Below are 20723 nucleotides of genomic sequence, written 5' to 3' on the forward strand. Positions count from 1 at the left end.
GCGGTCATTCAACCAGCCGAACATAGCCGCCCTCGGTTTCGATCTGGCCGGCGATACGATCCAACCGTTGAATCAATTGATCCTCAACGCCCTCTGCGCCGAAGCCTGCACCATCGATAAAGCTCATGCGTTTTTCGCCCTCGGTACAGACCAGCAGGCCCGGCGTCGCTTCTCTGTCGAACAGGTTGCGGCCAAAGTCTTCAGGGTCGCCGGGACGAATACCGACAAAATAAAATTTGATGTTGCGCGCGCGGAAGCTGGAACACAGATCCTGGAAGCGCTGTGCGGCAAAGGAACGGGCAGGATCCGTTCCGGTCGAGCCACGAAATTCGTTACGATTGAAGTTGTAGCTGTCGGTGTCGAACCAGTTACCGATGGTGTTAGCCATCATGACGATCACCTTTTGCCCATCACCATTGCCGTCCAGATTGAAATCCAGCGGTAGCGTCGTATCGCCCCAGCCGTCTGAACCACGCATGTTGGGTGACAGCGCCGCCCCTGCCCATGACATTGCGATCGCATAGTTGGTGTTAAAGCGTGGGGTAAACTCGGCAATACGCTGATTCAACTTGCTTTCTTCATTGGTCAGCGGCATCAATGCGGCATTCGGGCACCCTCGATCCGCGACGATAAAGCGGGTGTCTACGGCATCGGAGTTGTTATCCCACGGATAGAGATCGGGGTTAGGGCCACGCCAGGTAATCGGCGGTGCGCCGGGGCTGCCGTTTTGCGGCAAATCGTGGCGGTAGTACACGCGGAATTGCCCAACGGGCGGCTCGTCCCAGAAGAAGTTTTCTTCTCGGCCCAGCCCACGGTACATGCACAGCAAATTCGCCCGGCGATCCGGGAAACGACGATCGGCGAGGCTGCTGACAACCCCGCTGGCAAACAGTGAACGCAGCTCCGGTGGGTTTAGCGCACTCGGCGTAGACCAGCGACGAATGCGATTCGCGTCTTCCGCGTCATACACATTCACCGACTGGCTGTACGGCACCAGTGAGAGCCACAGGTTGTCGCGTTTACCGTCCGCGCTGCTCAACATGCGTTCGACAAACGAGCGGCTAACGCTTTTCAGCGAACGGATATCGGCATCACTCATATCCCCCGTCACTGGCATAACAAGGGCAATTTCAGTCGGACGGTTGATGACCTCAGCAGTCGAATACACTTCCTGCTTTCTCGCCCCGAGGCTCATCAGGCTGGGTTTGGTTTCGAAAGCGACGGTGACGGTATAGGTTTTACGCGTCGCGCTGTTACGTCCTTCCGCAACGGATACATCACTCGCCACCAGTTTTTCACTTAGGGCCTTATTCATCCCCAGATTATTTTTGACGTATTCATACGCCAGCTTATTAGTCTCTTCCTGACTGTATTCTTCACCATTAATGGTCGCCTGATGCCCGACAGCCAGCGCAGCGGCATCCGTCGCGCGTTTGATTTGCGTCGCATCACCGGTTGCCGTAGAGGTATCGACGATAAAAGCCGCCGTCACCAATAAGGCCATCGCCCCCAGCACATAAAACCCTGTGCCTGCCCCCTTTTCCTGCTGAATAAAAGCAGACAGGTGTTCACGCCAGAACAGAGTGGTTCTGCTATCGTCTTTTTTTACTCTTCTGTTCTGTAAGGTTTTTTTCATTCCTTCCTATCCTGTATACCTGGATTCAGCGCGTACTCAACCCGCCCATCAAGCGGGAAAATAAAAACGACATGGCTCACACGTTATTTGTCTTAATGGTTTCGTTATTTTCGGTAACGAGGCTCTCGCTACCGTTTGCGATCTATTTGCCGCTTCTGTATTTTCTATAAAACCGTAGCTATTGATCTTTTTCTTCCAGACCGGCCTCTTTTCTGAGTACGTCATCCAGTTCAACCACACCGATAGCCACCCGGTTGACCGACGAGGCGTGCAGCAGTCCCCCCAGCGACAACCCGCCCAACAGGCTCACATCTTTCCCCTGACGACAGATCTCGACCACCATCATGGAGGTGTTCTTGCTGCCTTCCTCGCGATCCCTTTCCGGTAGTTCAGGGAGATACTCTTCATCCGGCAGCGTTTCACTTTCCGCACACAGCGACTCTGCTGTCCCTTTGCTTAACTGCCAGTACAGCTCGCCGGTCTGACGCACGTTGCTGATTAACAGTTGGTAATTGCCTAACCCTTCCGTTGGCAGCACCGTATCGAGTAGACCTTGCAAGCCTTTCTCATCCAGCTTCTGCTGCATCGCCAGTATTGACGCGATGGCACCCGCACGCTGTTCCATACGCGTACGCTCCAGCCCGACGGTGTAGATATCCGCACACAGCGAACCAATCGCCAACACAATCGGAAACGCCAGCGCGGTTTCTACCGCGGTAGAAGCACAACGAGAAAACCAGAAGCGGCGGAGTCCATTCAGGAAATAGCCGGGTTTCAACGAACGGCTGGTTTTCAATGAACGACCAGTTTTCAATGAACGATCAGTCATTGCGCAGTTCCGTCCCAAACACATGTTTGTACTGATAGCGGAAGGTGTCTCCCAGCGTTAACACCTCCGGCAGTGGCGTAATAAACGCCTTTTTAATCTGCACCGTCACGGACCACACGGGGAGCGTTGTCGTCTCTTCGCCATTGGGGTTGTCCTGACTGCTATTGCCGTTCGTCAGCCCGCCAAGCTGACTCAGATTGTCAAAGTGCAACACGCTGACGGTTAAATCATCTTCCTTGAGGTAGCCGTATCCCGCTTCAACCATCCGTGCCTTTAGGCGCGTTCCCATCTGTTCCGCGCTGTCCGACGCCAGATTGTCGAGGCGGAAAGCCTGCACCGCTTTATCCAGCGCAGCGCTGCCAGCGGCAATCACCAGCCCGATGCGCGCCAGTTCAAACAGCATCATCACCCCGACCAGCACTACCGGCACCAGAAACGCCACTTCCGTCGCGATCACGCCGTGCGTGCTGCGCCAGTGACGTTCATGGCGCGGCACGATTCCTTGCACGGTGCCTTCATCACGCCACGGGCCGAGATTACGAAGCCACGCCATTACTCAGGCGAACTCAATTGCAGGCGTTGACGGCTGGACAGCAGCAGCGCTTCGCCACGGGATTTATCCTGTTGCATCTGCTGTAGACGCTGATGCAGCTCGTCGATCAAGCCATCAATACGCTGTGGCTGTGCAATGGTCGCCAACGCCGAACGTGCGTCATCCTCTCTGCCGCCAGAAAGGTAGGCCAGCGCCAGATTCAGTCTGCCGGTTGCGTTACTCTCATCCACCGAGCGCAGCAGAGAAATGGCTTTATCCGCGTTGCCACTTGCCAGCCATGAGAGCGCCAGATTGTTGAGTGCCGCGACATCTGCCGGGTTTATCTGCAACGCTTTTTCAAACAGCTGGCGCGCTTCTGCGTGTTTACCTGAGGCATCCATCACCACGCCCATGCCGTTAAGAGCGCCTGCATCGTTCGGCTGTGCTTTTAGCGCACAGGCAAAGTCGGCTTGCGCCATCGAATTACGTCCTAATGCCAGTTGCGCACGCCCCATTCCCAGACACACCGCCAGCGCTTCTTCCGGCGTCATTTTGTTGGTATCGCCGCCCAACGCCTGACGTGCTCGCCCGTACAGTTCCAGCGTTTGCTGCGGTGAACGCGCCAGCGCTGCGACGCTGGCATACTCCAGCATCTCTGCGCCTTTCAGTGCATCGCGGCTGTCGAGACGCGCGTACACTTCCGTCGCGGCCTCAACACGTCCCTGATCGCGCAGCAGGCGTGCCAGACGCAGTCCTTCATCTTTACTGCCTTTAATCGCCATCGAGCTGCCGCATCCCGCCAGCACGGTGCTGACAATCAGCAGTGCCAGCATGGGCGCGCCGCGCTTAAGTTTTGCTACCAGATCGACCATCTTCGATAACTCCATCGGTTGTCACCGCCGTGATTTCCGGCACATACCCGTCATACTTCAAGTTGCATGTGCGTTGGCTGCGTTCACTCACCCGAATCACTTACCTGTGTAAGCTCATCGGGATTCCTTCCCTTGCCGCCTTCCTGAAACTCGAATTATTTAGGGTATATATCGGGAATCGATATTTTAAAAATCAATGTGTTGTAAATAAAAAACTATTGCGCCAGCAGGCGGACCACTCGCACCAGTGCAGGCGACGCCATAATGGCGATAATCGGTGGCAGAATGAGTGCCATCAGCGGCACGCTCAGCTGCGCTGGCAATTTACCCGCCTTCTCTTCCAGACTCAGAATCAGCGTCTTGCGGCTTTCATCCGCAATCGTGCGCAACGCCTGAGACAGCGGCGTACCGTAGCGCTCCGCCTGAATCAGCGTCGCCACCATACTTTCGATCTCGCTGACGCGGGTTCGCTCCGCCAGATGTTTCATCGCCAGCGTACGATCTGACAGGATCTGTAATTCGGCGGCGGTATAGTGCAATTCATCCGCCATCTCCGGTGAAGACAGCCCCAGTTCCTTCGATACCACCTGCAACACGCGCCCGATAGGCAGACCAGCTTCGGCACAGACCACCATCAGATCCAGCGCATCCGGCACCGCTCGCGCCAGCTTTTCGCCCCGGCTTGCCGCACGCCACTTCAGCCACCACTCCGGCACCATAGAACCGACAAAGAAGCCAATCAGCCCCGCCGCAACGCCCGTCAGCCCCGCACGGTCAGCTGGCGGCAACCATCCCCACACCAGCGCGATAGCGAACAGCGCACCGGCGGCAAATTTTCCCATCACCAGCCAGCCTACCGCTTCGTTGCGGCGGATCCCGGCCAGATCCAGCAGGCGGCGCAGGTTGCGGCGATCGCGCTCCGATCCCGATAGGCGCTCGCCCTGCGTAGCAACGGGCTGCAACAGCTTCTCCAGCAGGGGAGATAATGTGGTTCCCTGGCCTCTCAGGATGTTTTCCTGAGAGGCCGCCTCTATAGAGGCGGCGGGCAGATGCCCGCGCATGCGAATTTCCAACTGCTTGTATTGCTGTGTTTTATGCTGTGTACGTGCCAGGTAAATCCCGACCACCATCAGCACAAGCGCCAGCAGCAGTAAGGGATCGTCAAAAACAGTCATGAATGGCTCTCCCTTTACCCAATTCGCTTAACCATCACGTGCGTGATCAACATGCCGACTGAGACGCTGCACAAGGCATAAATCAGCACCGACGTTCCCACCGGATCGGAAAACAAGAAACTGAAATCGTCCGGCGACTTCATGTACAAATAGGCCAGACAGCCGGGGAACAGTGCCGCGACAATCTTGGCGGATGCACGTGCTTCCGACGTTTTGGATTGCACTTTCAACTGCAACTCGCGACGTTCACGCAGCGTGGCCGACAGACGCTCCAGCGTTTCCCCCAGTCGTCCACCCGCTTCCTGATTGATGATCAGAATTACCACGAAGAAACGGTATTCGGACATCGGCACCCGCGTGGCAGAAGCCTGAATCACCTGACGCAGCGGAATCCCCAGCCGCAACCAGTGATCGATCGTCTTGAATTCATTCGCCAGCGGCCCGGTCAGGTGCTCAGCGACAATAGAGAAGGTGTTAGCAACCGGGACACCGGCACGGCAGCTGCGAGTTATCGCATCAATCGCTTCTGGCAGGCTCTCACGCAGCGCTTTCAGATGTTTTTGCAACGTCGAACGGAACAGCAGCATGCCGATACTGACAAACAGCACCAGCGTAAAAATCAGCCCCATCGTGAGCGGCAGCAGGGTGCGCTGCCCCAGAATCATGCCGAGTATCAGGCTAACCGCCGCCAGCGCAAGAGAGCGTTGAAGCAGGTTCTTTTTCCAGCCAATGAACGTCATCTGCGCCCACAGGATCGCCAGCCAACGTCCAATCATCGGGACACCCATCAGCGGCGTTCTGATCTCATCACGCAGGATCGAATCAGATGCCACTACGGCAGCCGACGGGCTGACCTCGTTCAAAATCTGCTGCCAGCGTTGTTCGCGCTGCATGCGCTGCTGCCGTGATTTTCTCCAGGCGTTGACCGCCAGAAGCAGCATCAGCACGCTGCAAAACACCAGCAGCGTAATCAGGTTCAGACGTGCGTCACTCATCAGCGTCTCCTCACCCCATCACTGCGCATCAAACAGATGCGATTTGTCGCTGTAGAACTGCGGGCGCTGAATGTGCTGAACATATTCCCCCGTCAAAAAACCCTGTCCATCCATCCCCTGAATGTTGAAGCTGAACAGATCCTGAAGCTGGATCACTTCGTTCTCCATGCCACACACTTCTGTGATGGACACTACGCGGCGCATACCGTCGCGCATACGTTCGATCTGCACGATCAGGTGAACCGCGCTGGCGATCTGGCGGCGGATCGCCATCAGTGGCAGTTGCATGTTCGCCATCATCACCATGTTTTCCAGACGCTGTATCGCATCGCGCGAGGTGTTGGCGTGTACCGTACACAGCGAACCGTCGTGGCCAGTGTTCATCGCCTGCAACATGTCAAAGCTCTCGCCGCCGCGCACCTCGCCCAGAATGATGCGGTCGGGCCGCATACGCAGGGCGTTACGCATCAGATCGCGCTGATCGACGCGGCCAGTACCTTCGGCGCTGACAGGACGCGTTTCCAGTCTCACCACGTGCTCCTGCTGCAATTGCAGTTCGGCGGCATCTTCGATGGTAATGATGCGATCGGTGCTGCCGATCTTCTGCGACAGCGCATTCAGCAAGGTGGTTTTACCCGCGCCCGTTCCGCCGGAGACGATCACGTTAACGCGTGCCTGCATCGCTTTGTTCAGCACATCCGCCATCGCGTAGGACATACAGCGGCGCTCTGCCAGCATTTCCAGCGACAGGTTGCGGCGCATAAATTTACGAATCGAGATCGTGGTGCCGTCAATCGCCAGCGGATAGGTGATGACGTTGACGCGGCTACCGTCAGGCAGACGCGCATCCACCATCGGGCTGGCTTCGTCGATACGGCGCCCCACTGCCGCCGCGATACGCTGCGCGGTGTTAAACACATGTTCTTCATCAATGAAGGTAATTGGTGACAGTTCCAGTTTGCCAAAGCGCTCGACAAACACCTGCCCCGCACCGTTAACCAGAATATCGTTGACCGTGTCATCCGACAGCAGCGGTTGGATCGGCCCGATCCCAGTCATCTCGTCCAACATTTCGGCGGCGATGGCTTCCTCTTCCTGCCGGGAAAGCTGTAAGCGCTGCTCATCACAGATGCGGCGGATCACCGTCTCGATCTGCACCAGCAATTTGTCACGCCCCATCATCGCCGCTTTACCCGCGTCGATCTGATCGTAGAGCTGTGCGCGGATAATCCGGCGCTGGCTGGTTCGGCTGTCCGTCTGGCGCGCGGCTGGAGCGGATCCAGACGCGGAGCTCGCCGCAGGCTGTGTGCGGTTCTCCGCAGCCGGACGCGTTTTCAGTTCTGCCACATTGGCAGCAGGCGCAGGCTGAGGCGTGCTTTTTCCTGCTTCACTTTTTTGCAGGTTATTCTTGCGAATCAACATAATCCTGAACCCCAAAAAACAGTCTGTAACCCGTTGAAAAACGGCGAGCGCTTAACATCATCAGGCACGTTTTAACCAACGCGAGAACCAGCGTTTTTCTGCCGGTCTGGCGCGTACGCCGCAGGCCAGATCGACCAACTGGCGTAATCCCTGCTGGAAAGCGGGTGCCGCAGCCAGATTCAGTGCGCCGAGCGTCAGGCTTTGCGACAGCGCGTGGCCCGCGTTCGGCAGCACGACATCAATCTTCCGGCCGGTAAATTGTTCAAACTGCTCGCGGCTTAGCGGCGCGGTCGAGGCAAAACGGCTCTGGTTATGTACCAGCAACAGGCGTTGCCCTTCACTTTCGTCACCGATTTCATTCAGCACGCGCCGCACATTACGCGCATCCTGAAGCGTCAATTCCGTCACAATGATGCGCAGATCCGCGTAGGTCAGTACGTCCAGCGCCCCGGTCGGGTAACTGCTGGGCAGATCCCAGATCACCTGGTTGAACATGCGGCACAGCGCCCCGCCGAGATTCAGTACGTTATCCACGTCCACCGGGCTCAATTCACCCAGTTCCGGCTTTTGCGCCAGCAGATGCAAACGGGTATCCACACGCAGCATGGCGCGCTGGAGCAGTCGGGTATCCAGCTCCTGCGTTTCCAACACCGCCGCCAGCCCTGCGTCATCGGTTTGCCCTTGCAGCAGCAGTTGATCGCCGTTACGACGATCGAAATCCACCAGCGCGACGGGCAAATGACGCTCGCCGGACAGCAGGCGGCTCAGCCCCATCGCGACGGTACTTGCCCCACTTCCGCCGCTGGCGCCGACGACCGCAATCGTCCTGCCCATGCGGGCATATTCCGGCCCGGCCTGTTGGCCTTCACATTTCGCCAGCGTTGCTGCCAGCAGATCCAGCGTGAACGGCTTGACCAGATAATCCACCACGCCAGCCTGAAGCAGTGCGCGGTACAAGCCGACATCCTGCTCTTTGCCCGTCGCAATCACCTGGCTGGTGGGACCACAGACGCTCAGCAGCTCTTCCAGTGCCGGAAGCGGCCAGTGCGCGCCTTCCAGATCCACCAGTAAAATACGTGGCGGAACATTCAGCTCACACCATTGACGAGCAGCTGCAATACCGCCGGACATCACCGGTACATCCGGCTGTTTCAGGCGAGTGAAAAGATCGCTGATATCGGCCACATCGCGTACGTCATTGGCGAACGCCACCAGCGGCAACGCCAGTTCTTCACCATCGTTAGGGGTAATTTCACTCATGGAATGTCACGCCCTTAATCTTCTTCAAAGTTAATGTCGATGAGCTCTTTCACTTCACCTTTGTGATAGCGTTCGATGCTATTCACCGCCGCTACGCCATCCGCATCATCCAGCGCTTTCGCCTGAATCAGATCGCGTGGTTCAGCGATCATCATCGCCAGATTGTTTTGTGTGGCGCAGCCAAGAGAACCAATGGCTTCATAAGGCTTCACCATCAACTGGTTGGGATCATTAATCGTGCAGCGGGTGGTTTTGACCACCAGCGCCTCGGAGATCACTTCCAGATCGCCGTTCTGACCACTCGCCGTAGAACGGCGCATCTGTTTCACATTCTGTGGATTAGCGCCGGCATTTTTCAGCACGGTCGCCAGTCGCCCAGCCATCTGCTCACCGCTCGCACTGTGCGGAATCAGCGTGATCGTTTGTGCCGATAACCGCCCCTGATCCTTCAACATGATATTGAGCTGCTTTAACGACTCAGGGAGGAAACCCCGCCCGTTCGGCGCAGCCAGTAACGGCACGGACACCGATGACGGCTGGACGGCAATGGGTTGCAGAGCAGGTTGGTCAAAACGCTGCATACGTACATCGTTAATCGGTTTATTCCATCCGCAGCCTGCCAGCAGAAAAACGGCGGTCAGCACCGCTGCACGCAAGGGCAGAGGACGAAACGGAGGGTGATTGCTATTGATCGTTTTCATGTGTTGTTTCCCCTCGCGAACTCAGTAGAGATAGCCGATAGATGCAGAACGTGGCATGGACGAATCCAGCATTTTTACGCCTTGCCCCGGCGTCTGAAGATCGCCTGCATTAACCGGCTCAACCACATAAGCGGTCGCGATAATCACCAATTCCGTTTCTTCCTGACTGGTGGCTTCGCTTTCAAACAGGCGGCCAAACATCGGGACGCTACTCAGCCCCGGCACGCCGTTGATTGTCTGGCTGCCGGCGCTACGCAACATCCCCGCCAGTGCAAAGCTCTGTCCGCTGGCCAGCTCTACCGTGGTATCCGCACGACGTACCGTTAAGGCCGGAATACGCGATCCGCCTTCCAGCTGTACGGAACCGACGTCCGTGAGTTCACTGACTTCCGGTGCAATGTGCAGGCTGATGCGGTTAGCAGACAGCAGCGTTGGCGTCATGCGCAGAATCACGCCGTAGGATTTGTAATCGATGCTGACGCTGTTGTTGGTGATCAAAACGATAGGTACTTCACCACCCGCAGCAAACGCGGCGGTTTCCCCTGACATCGCTGTCAGGTTGGGTTCGGCCAATACGGTCGCCATGCCCTGCTGGTTCATGGCGGTTAACAATCCACTCAGTCTGGAGCGGCCGAAGTTCAGGAAGCCAGAATCTGTTGGGTTAGAAAATCGTCCGGTTGTAGCGTTGAACAGATTCAGACGCGAACCGCTGCCCGCACTCATATTCCCGCTGCCGGTGCTCAGCGATGCCGCCCAGTTGAAGCCCAGTTCGCTGGTCAACTTGCGGGACACTTCCACCACACGCACCTGAATATTGATTTGCGAAGGCGTTTTAATTTTCAGTTGGTTGATCACCTTGCCGGAGGATTCGCTGGAGCCCGGCAATTTTTCGCCACCGCCTCCACCACCGCCCTGCCCGCCCGAGGACGCGCTGATGTAAGCCTGTATGCTGTCGATGACGCGCTTGGCATCCTGCGGGGTATCTACGCTGCCGCGCACAATGACACCGCTGGGAATCGATGCTTCCAGTTGGATATCCGCACCGGGGAATTCACGCTTCATGCGTTCACCCAGCGCTTTCAAATCATGCTCGGACACCAGACGAATGGCATTGATGACATTGCCATTTTCATCCATCGCATAGAGCGTGGTGACACCGACACTTTTGGCGTAAACGAACAGGTTACCCGGCGAAGGCAGTTCAAAACTGGCGATATTCGGATCGGCCACCAGCACGCTATCCGGTGTATCAGCAAGTTGGAGTAACCGTCCCTGATTGACCGTTAGGTGAACTTCATCAGTGATAGGCGCTGTAGATACCCCAGCAGCTAGTGTGGTCGCAGGCAACATCATCGTCGTTAGCGTGACAGGCAATACCGCATTAAACAGGCAAGCAGCCAGCAATCGTTTGCACGTACCCCGAAAGTCCGATTTCAAAAACAGCGAAAACATCGTCATTTACTTAATTTCCGTAATGGGCTTCATTGTTCTATGAGCAGCTCGCGGCACCTCGCAGGCTGTCAGATTGCGTATTCGTTCTATCGGGAGGGGAACGTCACCACGTCTTTTTGCTCACCGCGATAGACCTTCACTTTGTGTCCGCCGGATCCTGCTGATAGCGCCCCGTAGATATCGGTTGCTAGTGGAACCGTAGTCACGCTCTGTCGTTCCTTCAGCGGATCGACAACATCATCCTGCGTGGCACTGCGCAGCGATAAATGCAGAATTCCCAGTTCTTTAGCGACGGTCAGTGCCTCAGCCTGCTGCGGCGTGACTTCCAACGTGACGGTTTGATAGGTAGCAGGACGAGAACGCACGGCTGACTCACGACTCTTGGCTGCGGCATCAAGCGCCGCGCCATCTTCCATCGCATCCAAACGTGGATATACCGGCGTACCGACCTTATCATTCAGTGCCAGCACTCTCAGATCACGAACAATGGTCTGCGAAGCCAAAAGTGGCATCACAACTGGCTGGTTACGGCTAACGGGTAACTCTGACTGATCGTCTCGTCTCATGCTGAGGATCACATCAACACGATCGCCTGCTGAGACTAGCCCAGCATTGCTCGCAATCGCGCTGGTAGGAACGGAGATAGCCCGCATCCCTTTATGCAGCACGGCGGCAACAAAGCCAGGTTCATTGGGCTTCACAACAACATTACTGCTAAGCTGTGTCCCCTCCTTTACCGTTTCACGCAGAGTTGCGCCAAATAGCAGAAACTGGCTATCCCGGCCGCGAACGAAGTTAAACGAACGGGAAACTGATTCATCCGTGGTTTGCCAGCGTACTGAGCTAGAATCAATGAAATCACCGGGATGCAGATCTTTTGCTGCCACCAAGACAGCGATTTTTTCCGGCGCTTTAGCCACTACCGGAGGCGGCGCAGGGGGTTCAGAAGAGAGATGGCTACGCACCACCAGCGCAACAATGCCTGCCAGCACGAGCGCGCCTGACAGTACGTATGTAGAGTTCACTTTCATTTCAACTTGCCTACCCTAGCGTGTGTGTCTTAAAGCTGCGACAGAATTAAAACAAGGGAAAAATCAGGACATACATCGCGCCGAACGCAATGGCGACGCCGTAAGGTATGCCTTGAGAAAGGTCGGCGGGCAACGCGGGTGGCATAGGCAACCGACTCTTGAATATCCGGTTGGTGGTTTGAATGCCCATCGCCACAGCTGTGGGTACGGTATTCAGCAGCGGCAGGCTAAGCGCCAACACACCGCCAGCCAGCGCCGTCACCATGACGAAAACGATCTGGTGCCCTTGCCCAACCCACAGGCACAGCACACTCATCAGCTTGACATCCCCGGCACCTAGTCTGCCGGTGAGGAAAAGCAAAAAACCCACAACCAATACCGCCGCCGCACCTGGCAGCGCCCAAAGCGTTTTCCGTAATGCCAACATATCTAACGCACCGGATTGCAGGACATGTGAAGCGCTGAAGAACAGCCAGCCCAGCAATAAAATCAGTACCGCCCGATTGGTAATTTTGCGTACTAACAGGTCGGTACTGATGCACCACAGCAGGCAGCCCATCAGCAATGCCGTCTGCGGCCAGTGCGTGTAATCCGCCATCTCGCGTTTATTTCGCTGCGCCGGATGTACCGCCGCTGGTGCCCGTACCGGTAATTTGATCGGCGATTTGGCTGAATTTCTCATTCAACGCTTTCACGAAGATACCGTCACCGCCGAAAATAGCGCCAATTGCCGCCGCCATTGCCGCTGCAAGAATGCCGTATTCGATTGCCGTTACACCGCTTTCGTCACGCAGGAAAGAACGTAATTTTGCTTTCATGTTTTTCATGGGAAGAGCCTCTAATTCGCAGCCAAAGAAATCATGGCCTACTCGGGAATTCGGGGGCGCCATGATGATAATAAGATTAATAATGAGACTTATTATCAAGCGTCGCAAGCAGCAGAACATTAATATTCGTTAATCTTTACATACAAAAAATTATCAATATAAATCAATAATTAACACGAATTCCGTTACAGAGAAAATTAATAGATATTCATATTTTTTGAAGGGATATTCATAAGAAATCAAGAGTGGCGTGTCGTGGCAAGCTGGGGGAAAATCGCTCGCCACATGTCTGTTCATCGTAAGAAAAAGCGCATTAACAGCGATTAAGGCATAGGTAGACGTTCAGGCCCGGCTCAGAGGAGTCCAGATAGAGCTTGCCGCCGTGCAGGTCGGTAATCGCCTGTACCAAAGACAGCCCCAACCCATAACCAGACTGAAACCAGGTATCCAGCCGCTGAAAACGCTGTAGCGCTTTGGTATGAAGTGCGGGCGGAATCCCCGGGCCACGGTCAGCGACGCTCAGGGCGATCCAGCCGCGATACAGCGTCACGCTCAAGGTGATGTATTTCCCCTGTGCCGCGTATTTCAGCGCGTTCTCCACCAGATTGGCCAACGCCTGAAACAGCAGCGCACGATCGCCAAAGAGTTGGATTCCGGCTTTGATTTCAATTTTCAGCCGACAGCCGCGCTCTTCCGCCAGCGGCTGATAATATTCGGCAATTTCTTCCAGCAGTTGGCGCGCTTCAATGTTCTCAAACTGGTGCACACAGCGCCCGCTTTCGATTTCACCGATGCGCATCACGGTACGGAACAGACCGAGGATTTTGTGCACCTCGTCCACCGCCAGATTCAATTCATCACGCACGTCGTTATCCAGCCCTGCACGTTCCGTCAGGTTGAAAAGACGATTTTGCAAATGCGTCAACGGTGTACGCAGTTCATGCGCGACATGGCTTGATGTGTTGCGCACCTGCTCCATCAGGCGTTCAATCCGCTCCAGATTCTGGTTAATGTCGGCGCTCAGGCTGTCAAAATCATCGTCATAAGGCGACAGCGGCATGCGCACCTGCTGCTCGCCGCTGCTGTAGCGATGCAGCGCCGCACGGATTTTCTCCACGCTGCGCAAACTGCGTAAACTGAAATGGCGGCTGACAAACAGGCAGAAGAGCAGCACGATAAACAGTCCCGCTCCCGCCACAAGCGGGATCGTCCTCACCCGTTCCAACATGGGTCGGATGTTGTAGGCGGTAAACAGCACACCTCCATCATCCAGCATGACGGACAAACCGATCAGATTGGGGTCGTCTGGGCTGGAAATTTCGGCCTTAAGACAGCTGACATCCATCCGGCAATCAGTACGCTGCCGCATTTCCAGACGATGCGTATTGAAAGAATCGCTACTTAAAGGATGCGTTCTTAGAGGGTGATTGTGATACAGAATATCGCCTTGTTTATCCATCACCAGAAACAGCGGTAATTCATCCCCTTTCGCTCGATTATCCTGACGTAATTGCGTAATCAGACTGTCAGCACTCGTTAAACGCGACTGCATTGAGTAATCATAAATATTACCCAGAATAACTTCACGGACATGCGTTCTAATCAACGTTTCGCTGAGTGAACTGAAGCCGACAATACACATCAGCATCATCAATAAGAACAGAAAAACAATGGTTATTGCCTGACGAAAATTAGAGGTACATAAAAAGTCGGGATATTGGCTTGCCCCGAGTAATTGCCAGTGTTTTATTTTTACCTGCCAGCGCTGCCCCAGCTTCTTTATTTTTATTTTATTCAGCGTGGCTGCCAACATCAGTTTTGTCCTTATCTACCGCGCCTAATGCGTAGCCCATCGCCCTCAACGTTTTAATTAATGGACGCGGGAAGCCTTTATCAATTTTCGCCCGCAGCTTTGACATATGAACGTCGATCAGATTGGTTTGTGGATCAAAATTGTAACCCCATACGCGCTCTAACAGCATGGTGCGCGTAATGGCCTGCCCCGGATTTTCCATCAATATAATCAGTAACTTGATTTCTTTATCGGTCAAATCGATACGCTTGCCGCCGCGCCATGCAACACGCTGCATACGGTCAAGCTGCAGGTCTTCAAAAGTCAGCATAGAAGGATTATCCACGTGGCGTTTACCGCGCCGCGCCATAATATCCAGACGTAATCTAAGCTCATTAAAATTAAAAGGCTTGCCGAGATAATCTTCTGCGCCAAGCTCTAAGCCCATCACCCGATCGACATCACGATCCAGTGCGGAAAGCAGCATAATAGGGGGATGACGCGAGCCTTGTAATTCACGTAATACCGTAAATCCGTCCATGATGGGTAACATTCTGTCTAACAGAACGACATCATAAACTTCATCCTTGATCGCTTTTAATGCGTGTGCGCCATCATGCACCATTCGGCAAGAATGGCCGTGGGAATGTAATTTAGACCCCAGCCAATGGCACAGCACAGAATCATCATCAACCACTAATACACGCATAATTTTCCCCTATAAACGTGGCTTATTACCTAATTAATTCAGGGTTAATGTCCGTTTATTTTTATCTGGTCCTTCAAACAGCCATTCACCCCACACGATGTTGATACCGTGCGGGCCGTTTTGTGCTTCTGGTTTTTTTACTTTTCTGCTTTTTACTGCTCTACTTTTCACCTATGAGAAAAGTCCTACGGATAATAACAATCATTATCATTTAGTGACAAGCAGTTTACAATCGCCTGACGTCGTTCTTAGACTGGACGCATAAAAAACATCCCCATCGCTTACGCCATGGGGATGTTAAGAAAGGAAAGAGAAGAGAAATAAATCAACGTGGTAGCGAGGATCACCTCACCGCGTTTTACTCATTTTCGATCAGAAGCGCTTCCATCAGATCGAGATCGCGCAGCATTTTTTGCAACGTCTCATTGCTGATCTGCTGCGTAGCACGCAGGTGATACAGCTCGGCACGTTCGGAGTTCAGCGCGGTCAAACGGAAACGCCGCTCCAGATTCTCGATCAGCAGGCCGTTTTCAGGATCGTCTTTATCGATTAGCCTTCGGCGTAAGTTACCGATGACGCGCGCACTGACTTCTTTCAGCACCTGCTCATCAATGTTTTCCTCCCGATCGGCCGCCAGACGCTCCTCCATTTTGTGCATACTTTTTATCGCCACTTCAGCCACCGCCATACGTGCCATGCGGATTTCTTTGGCGTGTGCGGCTTTATCCGCCACCACCACGCCGCGCAGTAGAAATGGCAAGGCCAGCACGCCGCACAGCAGAGAAAACAGAATGACACCCGTGGCGATAAACACTAACTGATAGCGTGACGGGAACGCGGTGCCATCAGTCAGCAGCAGCGGAATAGACAGCACACCCGCCAGCGTAATAGCCCCTCGCACACCGGCAAAGGACGCGATCCACAGCTCGCGCGTAGAAAACTCGGCGAAGATCATCGGGCGCTTTTTCTGGATGTGCATGCTGTATCTTTTCATCACCCACAGCCAGCAGAAACGCAGCAGCAGCAGAGCACCGTAGATGATCGCGATATCGGTAAACAACATCCAGGTTTCAACCGTTGGGTCCAATTCCGCCTGCGTCACCGAGGTTTCCAGAATGTCAGGCAATTGCAGACCCAGCATGATGAATACCATGCCGTTAAACACGAATTCCAGCATCGACCACACGCCGTTTGCACGCAGCCGCATCGCCAGTGGTGCGCTACGGATGACGCCCGATTGACCGATCGTCATCCCCGCCGCCACCGCAGCCAGAATACCCGACACACCAATGTGTTCCGCAATCAGATACGACGCGAAAGGCAGCAGCAGCAGCAGCACGATCTGCGTCGCAGCATCGTCACCACTCCAGCGGCTGATAATGCGCAGCGATTTACCGAATATCCAGGTCACGCCGACGCCCGCCAGCAGCCCGCCCAGCGCCACCTGCATGAACTCCAGTGTGGCACCGGAAACCGTAAACACCATCGTACCCATCGCAATCGCGACGGCAAATTTTAGCGACACCAGACCGGACGCATCGTTCATCAACGCTTCGCCCTGCAAAATGCCCATCAGTTTTTTCGGAATACGATCTTCACCCACGATGCCAGACAGTGCGACGGCATCCGTTGGCGACAGCACAGCAGCCAGCGCGAAGGCCGCAATCAGCGGCATGCCCGGCACCATCCAGTAGATGAAATAGCCGATGCCCACCACGGTAATCAGTACCAGAACCAGCGCCAAACCAATAATTTCCCTACCGTGTCTCAGAAACTCACGCGTAGGCGTTTTCCAGCCATCGGCAAACAGCAGAGGCGGAATGAAAAGCACCATAAACAGCTCGGGATTGAAATCAACGTGCAAACCGAACTGAGGCCAGGCCAGGATGGCACCCAGCGCGATTTGCATTAAAGGCAGGGGAATTTGAAAAGGTAAAATGCGGGTAACCACCCCGGACAGGGATACAACCAGGGTCAAAACAAGAATCGTAAAAAATATTTCCATGCTTTCCTTAGACGTACTCCTAAATCAAAAAATTCTGCCTGTTAGCGAGCAAACACCCCTTCCATATTTAACGCATTTAGTCCGGTATGAAAATGGATTTTTGGCCGAAATTTAGATTAATAACAAGATTGATTATCACACAAGTGACATCAACCCAAAGCCAATAAAAGGGCACATAAAATCGCGTTTGGCGCGAGAAATAATAGAGAAGGAAAAGAGGAAGGAAAGACGAGGAATAACAGACCTTCTGGGCGGAGCCAGAAGGTCTGTTAGAAGGGATTACAGCGCCCAGCCGCCAGCGTAGAACACCACCAGCGCGACAGCGATAATGACGGTACCAATGTTCAGTTTACGCCATTCGCCAGCGCAGATGCGGCCTAATACCAGCGCGCCAAAGCCCAGCATAATACCGGTCACAATGTTACAGGTCAGTACGATGAATACGGCACATACCAGACCGGACATCGCGTCCACAAAGTCATCAAAATTCAGTTTGGAAACGTTGCCCAACATCAGCAGGCCGACATACATCAGCGCGGGTGCTGTGGCATAGCCAGGTACCAGATACGCTAACGGAGAGACAAACAGCAGCAACAGGAACAGCACACCCACTACGGTTGCCGTTAGGCCAGTTTTGCCCCCCGCCGCCGTACCCGCTGCGGATTCGATGTAGACCGCTGCCGGTGACGTTCCGACCAGACTGGAGAAAATGCTACTCACGGAGTCTGCGGTCAGCGCCTTACCACCGTTGATGATTTGTCCGTCTTTATCCAACAGATTCGCCTGTCCGGCTACGGCACGGATCGTACCGGTAGCATCGAACACCGCTGTCATCACCAGCGCCAGTACGCTCGGCAGAACCATCGGCTGCAATGCACCCATGATATCCAGACTGAAGATCAGCGACGAACCGTCAGCCGCCGTCAGGCTCGGCAACGCAAAGAAGCCAGAGAATTTTACATTCGGGTCAAAAATCAGCCCCAGAATAGAGATCGCGATGATAACCAGCAGAATACCGCCCGGTACGCGACGTTTCTCTAAACCGATGGTCGCCGCCAGTCCCAGCAGGGACATAACGACAGGGAAAGAAGTGAAATTGCCCAGTGCGACCGGCAGGCCATCAATCGGGTTTTTTACCACCAAACCCACACCGTTAGCGGCAATAATCAGCAGAAACAGGCCAATACCAATCCCCGTTCCGTGTGCAACGCCCATCGGCAGGTTACGCAAAATCCAAGAACGGATGCCGGTGACGGAAATGATGGTAAACAGAACGCCCATCAGGAAGATCGCACCCAATGCCACAGGAATGCTGATTTGCTGCCCCAGCACCAGACTGAATGCGGTAAACGCCGTCAGTGAAATCGCACAACCAATCGCCATTGGCAGATTAGCCCACAACCCCATCAACAGCGATCCCAGACCGGCAACCAGACAGGTTGCAACAAATACGGCCGCAGGCGGGAAGCCGGCCTTGCCCAGCATACTCGGTACCACAATCACCGAGTAAACCATCGCCAGAAACGTCGTCAGGCCAGCTAACACTTCCTGACGCACATTACTGCCGCGCTGTGTAATTTTGAAAAAAGCATCAAGCGTGCCCTGCGAGCCTGCCTGACGGGTGGTGTTTGACATGGTGGTATCCCCTGAAATGCCATTATTATTTAAGATCAATTTGACCGGTTCCCGCGGCCTTGCTCCGCGAATGCACCCACATCACTGGCGCATCATGAACCGTATGGCTCCGCACGCAAACGATTAACTCGCTGAATGCAAAACCGGAAAACGTTGTTGTATCAAAACATTACCGTATAAAGACATTGCTGTATCAAAACAGGCGGTACTAAAACGAGCTGGATAAAACGGCGTCTGGCAATGTGAAGCGCACGATTATCCCGCTTCACCCACGCGTATTTCAACTGCTAATCGAGACAATTTACCTATCTCACTTAATCTGTCCGATAAGGACGCCTTCAGCCAGTACACCTAACGTTCAATCGGGCAACTCGCTGAAAACGCGTCAGTATGAAGAAAAAGCAGAAACGGTTTTTAGACGAAAATCAAAACAGCGGTTTACTCCTCACAAACTGATCGTTCATTTTTTTGTGATTCTCATCACAAAAAAGTTGACCACCCGTATCAGTGCGAGTATTCTTAAAAACGTGAACAGCATCACAGAAAAACAATCAACTAACAATGAGGAAATGACCATGAAACTGCTGAACAAAATCATCGCTATGTTTGAAAACATCAACATCAACTTTGGTACTTTCAACCAATAATTATTTAAGAATCGTGGGGATAAAAAAGATGCGCGTTGTCCGCAAAATCAATCAAATATTAAAAGCGTTGGGCAAAACCTATCGCGGTGTTAACCCCCACGCTATCTTCCGTTAATCGTACTCAGTACGTTAACCACCATAAAATGGCTGCCATCCGGCGGCCATTTTTGTTTTACACGATATGTAACGAATTCTGCATCACCAATACAGCGATGGCGCAGAAGCGCCATCAGATATCACACGTGCTGATGCCATCAGGCGTAGAGCGACACTTCCCCAGCCGGGCGCGTTTTAAAACGACGGTGCAGCCAGAGATACTGCTCAGGCGCACGCATGATTTCTTTCTCAATCACCTTATTCATATAACACGCCGCAGCCTGTTCATCATGATAAGGGTAATCCTGTAATTCGGGCTGAATCACCAGCTGGTAGCCAGAGGCATCAGGCTTACGAATCAGCACCGTCGTCATCATCGCCGGTTTTGCCAGACGACTGATCGTGTACGTACCGCTGGTTGTCGCCGCATTTTTCACTGCAAAGAACGGGGCAAACACGCTGCCTTTAGGGCCGTAATCCTGATCGGGCGCGAACCAAACGGCTTCTCCGCGTTTCAGTGCTTGCACCATGCCACGTAGATCTTTACGGTCAATCATCGCCTTGTTCGAACGAGAACGTCCCCAGGTTTGCACCATTTCCATCGCTTTATTATTGTGCGGACGGTACATCGCCATCATCGGCCGACATAGCCCCATCGCCCTGCCGCCCAGTTCCAGCGACATAAAGTGAATACCAATCACCATCACGCCCTGGCCTTTTGCTGTAGCCTGATGTAAATGCTCCAGTCCCGAAACATCAAACCAGTGACGCACGCGACGATCGGACCAGAACCAGGCCATGCCCGTTTCGACCAATGCCATTCCAAGCGACGCAAAGTTGCTGTCGATCATCGCTTCCTTTTCGTCGTCGGAGATCGTAGGGAAGCATAATTCAAGGTTACGTCTGGCAATCGACACACGACGTTTAAGAAAAACGCGGGACAGGCGACCCGCATTGCTCCCGATTTTCATCAGCAGCGGGTAAGGAAGTTGAACTAATAAAAACAGCACGCCAAGGCCGAACCAAGTCGTCCAATAGCGTGGGTGGAGTAATGCCCTGGTAAAAGTTTGCTTAATTTTCATGATACTCGTCTTTAAGTGATTAACA

The 20723-nt window shown here is 54.0% G+C and carries 19 protein-coding genes; 1 reads left to right on the plus strand and 18 read right to left on the minus strand.

Going from position 1 to position 20723, the window contains the following annotated elements; genetic code table 11:
- Positions 1-4 precede the first annotated feature (4 nt).
- From AB8809_RS19070 to AB8809_RS19150, 17 genes are all read right to left on the minus strand, one after another.
- Positions 5-1636, minus strand: coding sequence for a Tad domain-containing protein (locus AB8809_RS19070; protein WP_182101058.1), 1632 nt, complete (start codon positions 1634-1636; stop codon positions 5-7).
- 178 nt (positions 1637-1814) lie between these two features.
- A complete protein-coding gene (locus AB8809_RS19075) occupies positions 1815-2465 on the minus strand; it encodes a hypothetical protein (protein ID WP_349855273.1) in 651 nt (216 codons plus the stop codon).
- Positions 2458-3018: a hypothetical protein gene (locus tag AB8809_RS19080; RefSeq protein WP_012773374.1), complete on the minus strand. Its 561-nt coding sequence runs from the start codon at positions 3016-3018 to the stop codon at positions 2458-2460. The genes AB8809_RS19075 and AB8809_RS19080 overlap by 8 nt, the downstream gene beginning before the upstream one ends.
- Positions 3018-3869, minus strand: a complete 852-nt coding sequence (locus AB8809_RS19085; protein WP_180777573.1) for a tetratricopeptide repeat protein — start codon at positions 3867-3869, stop codon at positions 3018-3020. Before AB8809_RS19085 ends, AB8809_RS19080 begins: the two co-directional genes overlap by 1 nt.
- Positions 3870-4084: 215 nt before the next feature.
- Positions 4085-5044, minus strand: coding sequence for a type II secretion system F family protein (locus AB8809_RS19090; RefSeq protein WP_336709365.1), 960 nt, complete (start codon positions 5042-5044; stop codon positions 4085-4087).
- Between the two features lie 14 nt (positions 5045-5058).
- Positions 5059-6039: a type II secretion system F family protein gene (locus AB8809_RS19095; RefSeq protein ID WP_349855274.1), complete on the minus strand. Its 981-nt coding sequence runs from the start codon at positions 6037-6039 to the stop codon at positions 5059-5061.
- An 18-nt stretch (positions 6040-6057) separates the two neighbouring features.
- A complete protein-coding gene (locus AB8809_RS19100) occupies positions 6058-7461 on the minus strand; it encodes a CpaF family protein (protein ID WP_349855275.1) in 1404 nt (467 codons plus the stop codon).
- A gap of 60 nt (positions 7462-7521) precedes the next feature.
- Positions 7522-8721 (minus strand): hypothetical protein, encoded by a 1200-nt coding sequence (locus AB8809_RS19105; RefSeq protein WP_182101056.1) that lies wholly within the window; start codon positions 8719-8721, stop codon positions 7522-7524.
- A gap of 14 nt (positions 8722-8735) precedes the next feature.
- The gene (locus tag AB8809_RS19110; protein WP_349855276.1) at positions 8736-9422 is read right to left on the minus strand and encodes a CpaD family pilus assembly protein; all 687 of its coding nucleotides are present in this window, start codon (positions 9420-9422) and stop codon (positions 8736-8738) included.
- Positions 9423-9443: 21 nt separating this feature from the next.
- Positions 9444-10880, minus strand: coding sequence for a type II and III secretion system protein family protein (locus tag AB8809_RS19115; protein ID WP_012773367.1), 1437 nt, complete (start codon positions 10878-10880; stop codon positions 9444-9446).
- A gap of 80 nt (positions 10881-10960) precedes the next feature.
- Positions 10961-11905 (minus strand): Flp pilus assembly protein CpaB, encoded by a 945-nt coding sequence (gene cpaB, locus AB8809_RS19120; RefSeq protein WP_180777508.1) that lies wholly within the window; start codon positions 11903-11905, stop codon positions 10961-10963.
- A 46-nt stretch (positions 11906-11951) separates the two neighbouring features.
- Positions 11952-12503, minus strand: a complete 552-nt coding sequence (locus AB8809_RS19125; RefSeq protein ID WP_012773365.1) for a prepilin peptidase — start codon at positions 12501-12503, stop codon at positions 11952-11954.
- Positions 12504-12510: 7 nt separating this feature from the next.
- Entirely contained in the window at positions 12511-12732 is a 222-nt protein-coding gene (locus AB8809_RS19130) for a Flp family type IVb pilin (protein WP_010285252.1), read from the minus strand.
- Between the two features lie 313 nt (positions 12733-13045).
- Positions 13046-14545: a HAMP domain-containing sensor histidine kinase gene (locus tag AB8809_RS19135; protein ID WP_012773364.1), complete on the minus strand. Its 1500-nt coding sequence runs from the start codon at positions 14543-14545 to the stop codon at positions 13046-13048.
- Positions 14523-15233: a response regulator transcription factor gene (locus tag AB8809_RS19140; RefSeq protein WP_010285248.1), complete on the minus strand. Its 711-nt coding sequence runs from the start codon at positions 15231-15233 to the stop codon at positions 14523-14525. The genes AB8809_RS19135 and AB8809_RS19140 overlap by 23 nt, the downstream gene beginning before the upstream one ends.
- Before the next feature lie 358 nt (positions 15234-15591).
- Positions 15592-17238, minus strand: coding sequence for a Na+/H+ antiporter (locus AB8809_RS19145; protein ID WP_349855277.1), 1647 nt, complete (start codon positions 17236-17238; stop codon positions 15592-15594).
- A gap of 279 nt (positions 17239-17517) precedes the next feature.
- Positions 17518-18873 (minus strand): NCS2 family permease, encoded by a 1356-nt coding sequence (locus AB8809_RS19150; protein WP_012773362.1) that lies wholly within the window; start codon positions 18871-18873, stop codon positions 17518-17520.
- A 242-nt stretch (positions 18874-19115) separates the two neighbouring features.
- Here AB8809_RS19150 and AB8809_RS19155 point away from each other — a divergent pair, with 242 nt between their 5' ends.
- Positions 19116-19520: a hypothetical protein gene (locus AB8809_RS19155; protein ID WP_336709370.1), complete on the plus strand. Its 405-nt coding sequence runs from the start codon at positions 19116-19118 to the stop codon at positions 19518-19520.
- A 254-nt stretch (positions 19521-19774) separates the two neighbouring features.
- On the opposite strand, the gene lpxP is transcribed toward AB8809_RS19155, so the two are convergent.
- A complete protein-coding gene (gene lpxP, locus AB8809_RS19160; RefSeq protein WP_012773357.1) occupies positions 19775-20698 on the minus strand; it encodes a kdo(2)-lipid IV(A) palmitoleoyltransferase in 924 nt (307 codons plus the stop codon).
- Positions 20699-20723 lie beyond the last annotated feature (25 nt).

It is taken from the genome of Pectobacterium aroidearum (genome assembly GCF_041228105.1).
Lineage (GTDB): Bacteria > Pseudomonadota > Gammaproteobacteria > Enterobacterales > Enterobacteriaceae > Pectobacterium > Pectobacterium aroidearum.

Excerpts from the sequence above, each read along its gene's own strand:
- AB8809_RS19150 (WP_012773362.1), bottom strand. The coding sequence starts at position 18,873 with ATGTCAAACACCACCCGTCAGGCAGGCTCGCAGGGCACGCTTGATGCT.
- cpaB (WP_180777508.1), bottom strand. The coding sequence starts at position 11,905 with ATGAAAGTGAACTCTACATACGTACTGTCAGGCGCGCTCGTGCTGGCA.
- AB8809_RS19075 (WP_349855273.1), bottom strand. The coding sequence starts at position 2,465 with ATGACTGATCGTTCATTGAAAACTGGTCGTTCATTGAAAACCAGCCGT.
- AB8809_RS19070 (WP_182101058.1), bottom strand. The coding sequence starts at position 1,636 with ATGAAAAAAACCTTACAGAACAGAAGAGTAAAAAAAGACGATAGCAGA.
- lpxP (WP_012773357.1), bottom strand. The coding sequence starts at position 20,698 with ATGAAAATTAAGCAAACTTTTACCAGGGCATTACTCCACCCACGCTAT.
- AB8809_RS19130 (WP_010285252.1), bottom strand. The coding sequence starts at position 12,732 with ATGAAAAACATGAAAGCAAAATTACGTTCTTTCCTGCGTGACGAAAGC.
- AB8809_RS19085 (WP_180777573.1), bottom strand. The coding sequence starts at position 3,869 with ATGGTCGATCTGGTAGCAAAACTTAAGCGCGGCGCGCCCATGCTGGCA.
- AB8809_RS19100 (WP_349855275.1), bottom strand. The coding sequence starts at position 7,461 with ATGTTGATTCGCAAGAATAACCTGCAAAAAAGTGAAGCAGGAAAAAGC.
- AB8809_RS19115 (WP_012773367.1), bottom strand. The coding sequence starts at position 10,880 with ATGACGATGTTTTCGCTGTTTTTGAAATCGGACTTTCGGGGTACGTGC.
- AB8809_RS19080 (WP_012773374.1), bottom strand. The coding sequence starts at position 3,018 with ATGGCGTGGCTTCGTAATCTCGGCCCGTGGCGTGATGAAGGCACCGTG.
- AB8809_RS19140 (WP_010285248.1), bottom strand. The coding sequence starts at position 15,233 with ATGCGTGTATTAGTGGTTGATGATGATTCTGTGCTGTGCCATTGGCTG.
- AB8809_RS19105 (WP_182101056.1), bottom strand. The coding sequence starts at position 8,721 with ATGAGTGAAATTACCCCTAACGATGGTGAAGAACTGGCGTTGCCGCTG.
- AB8809_RS19145 (WP_349855277.1), bottom strand. The coding sequence starts at position 17,238 with ATGGAAATATTTTTTACGATTCTTGTTTTGACCCTGGTTGTATCCCTG.
- AB8809_RS19125 (WP_012773365.1), bottom strand. The coding sequence starts at position 12,503 with ATGGCGGATTACACGCACTGGCCGCAGACGGCATTGCTGATGGGCTGC.
- AB8809_RS19090 (WP_336709365.1), bottom strand. The coding sequence starts at position 5,044 with ATGACTGTTTTTGACGATCCCTTACTGCTGCTGGCGCTTGTGCTGATG.
- AB8809_RS19110 (WP_349855276.1), bottom strand. The coding sequence starts at position 9,422 with ATGAAAACGATCAATAGCAATCACCCTCCGTTTCGTCCTCTGCCCTTG.
- AB8809_RS19095 (WP_349855274.1), bottom strand. The coding sequence starts at position 6,039 with ATGAGTGACGCACGTCTGAACCTGATTACGCTGCTGGTGTTTTGCAGC.
- AB8809_RS19135 (WP_012773364.1), bottom strand. The coding sequence starts at position 14,545 with ATGTTGGCAGCCACGCTGAATAAAATAAAAATAAAGAAGCTGGGGCAG.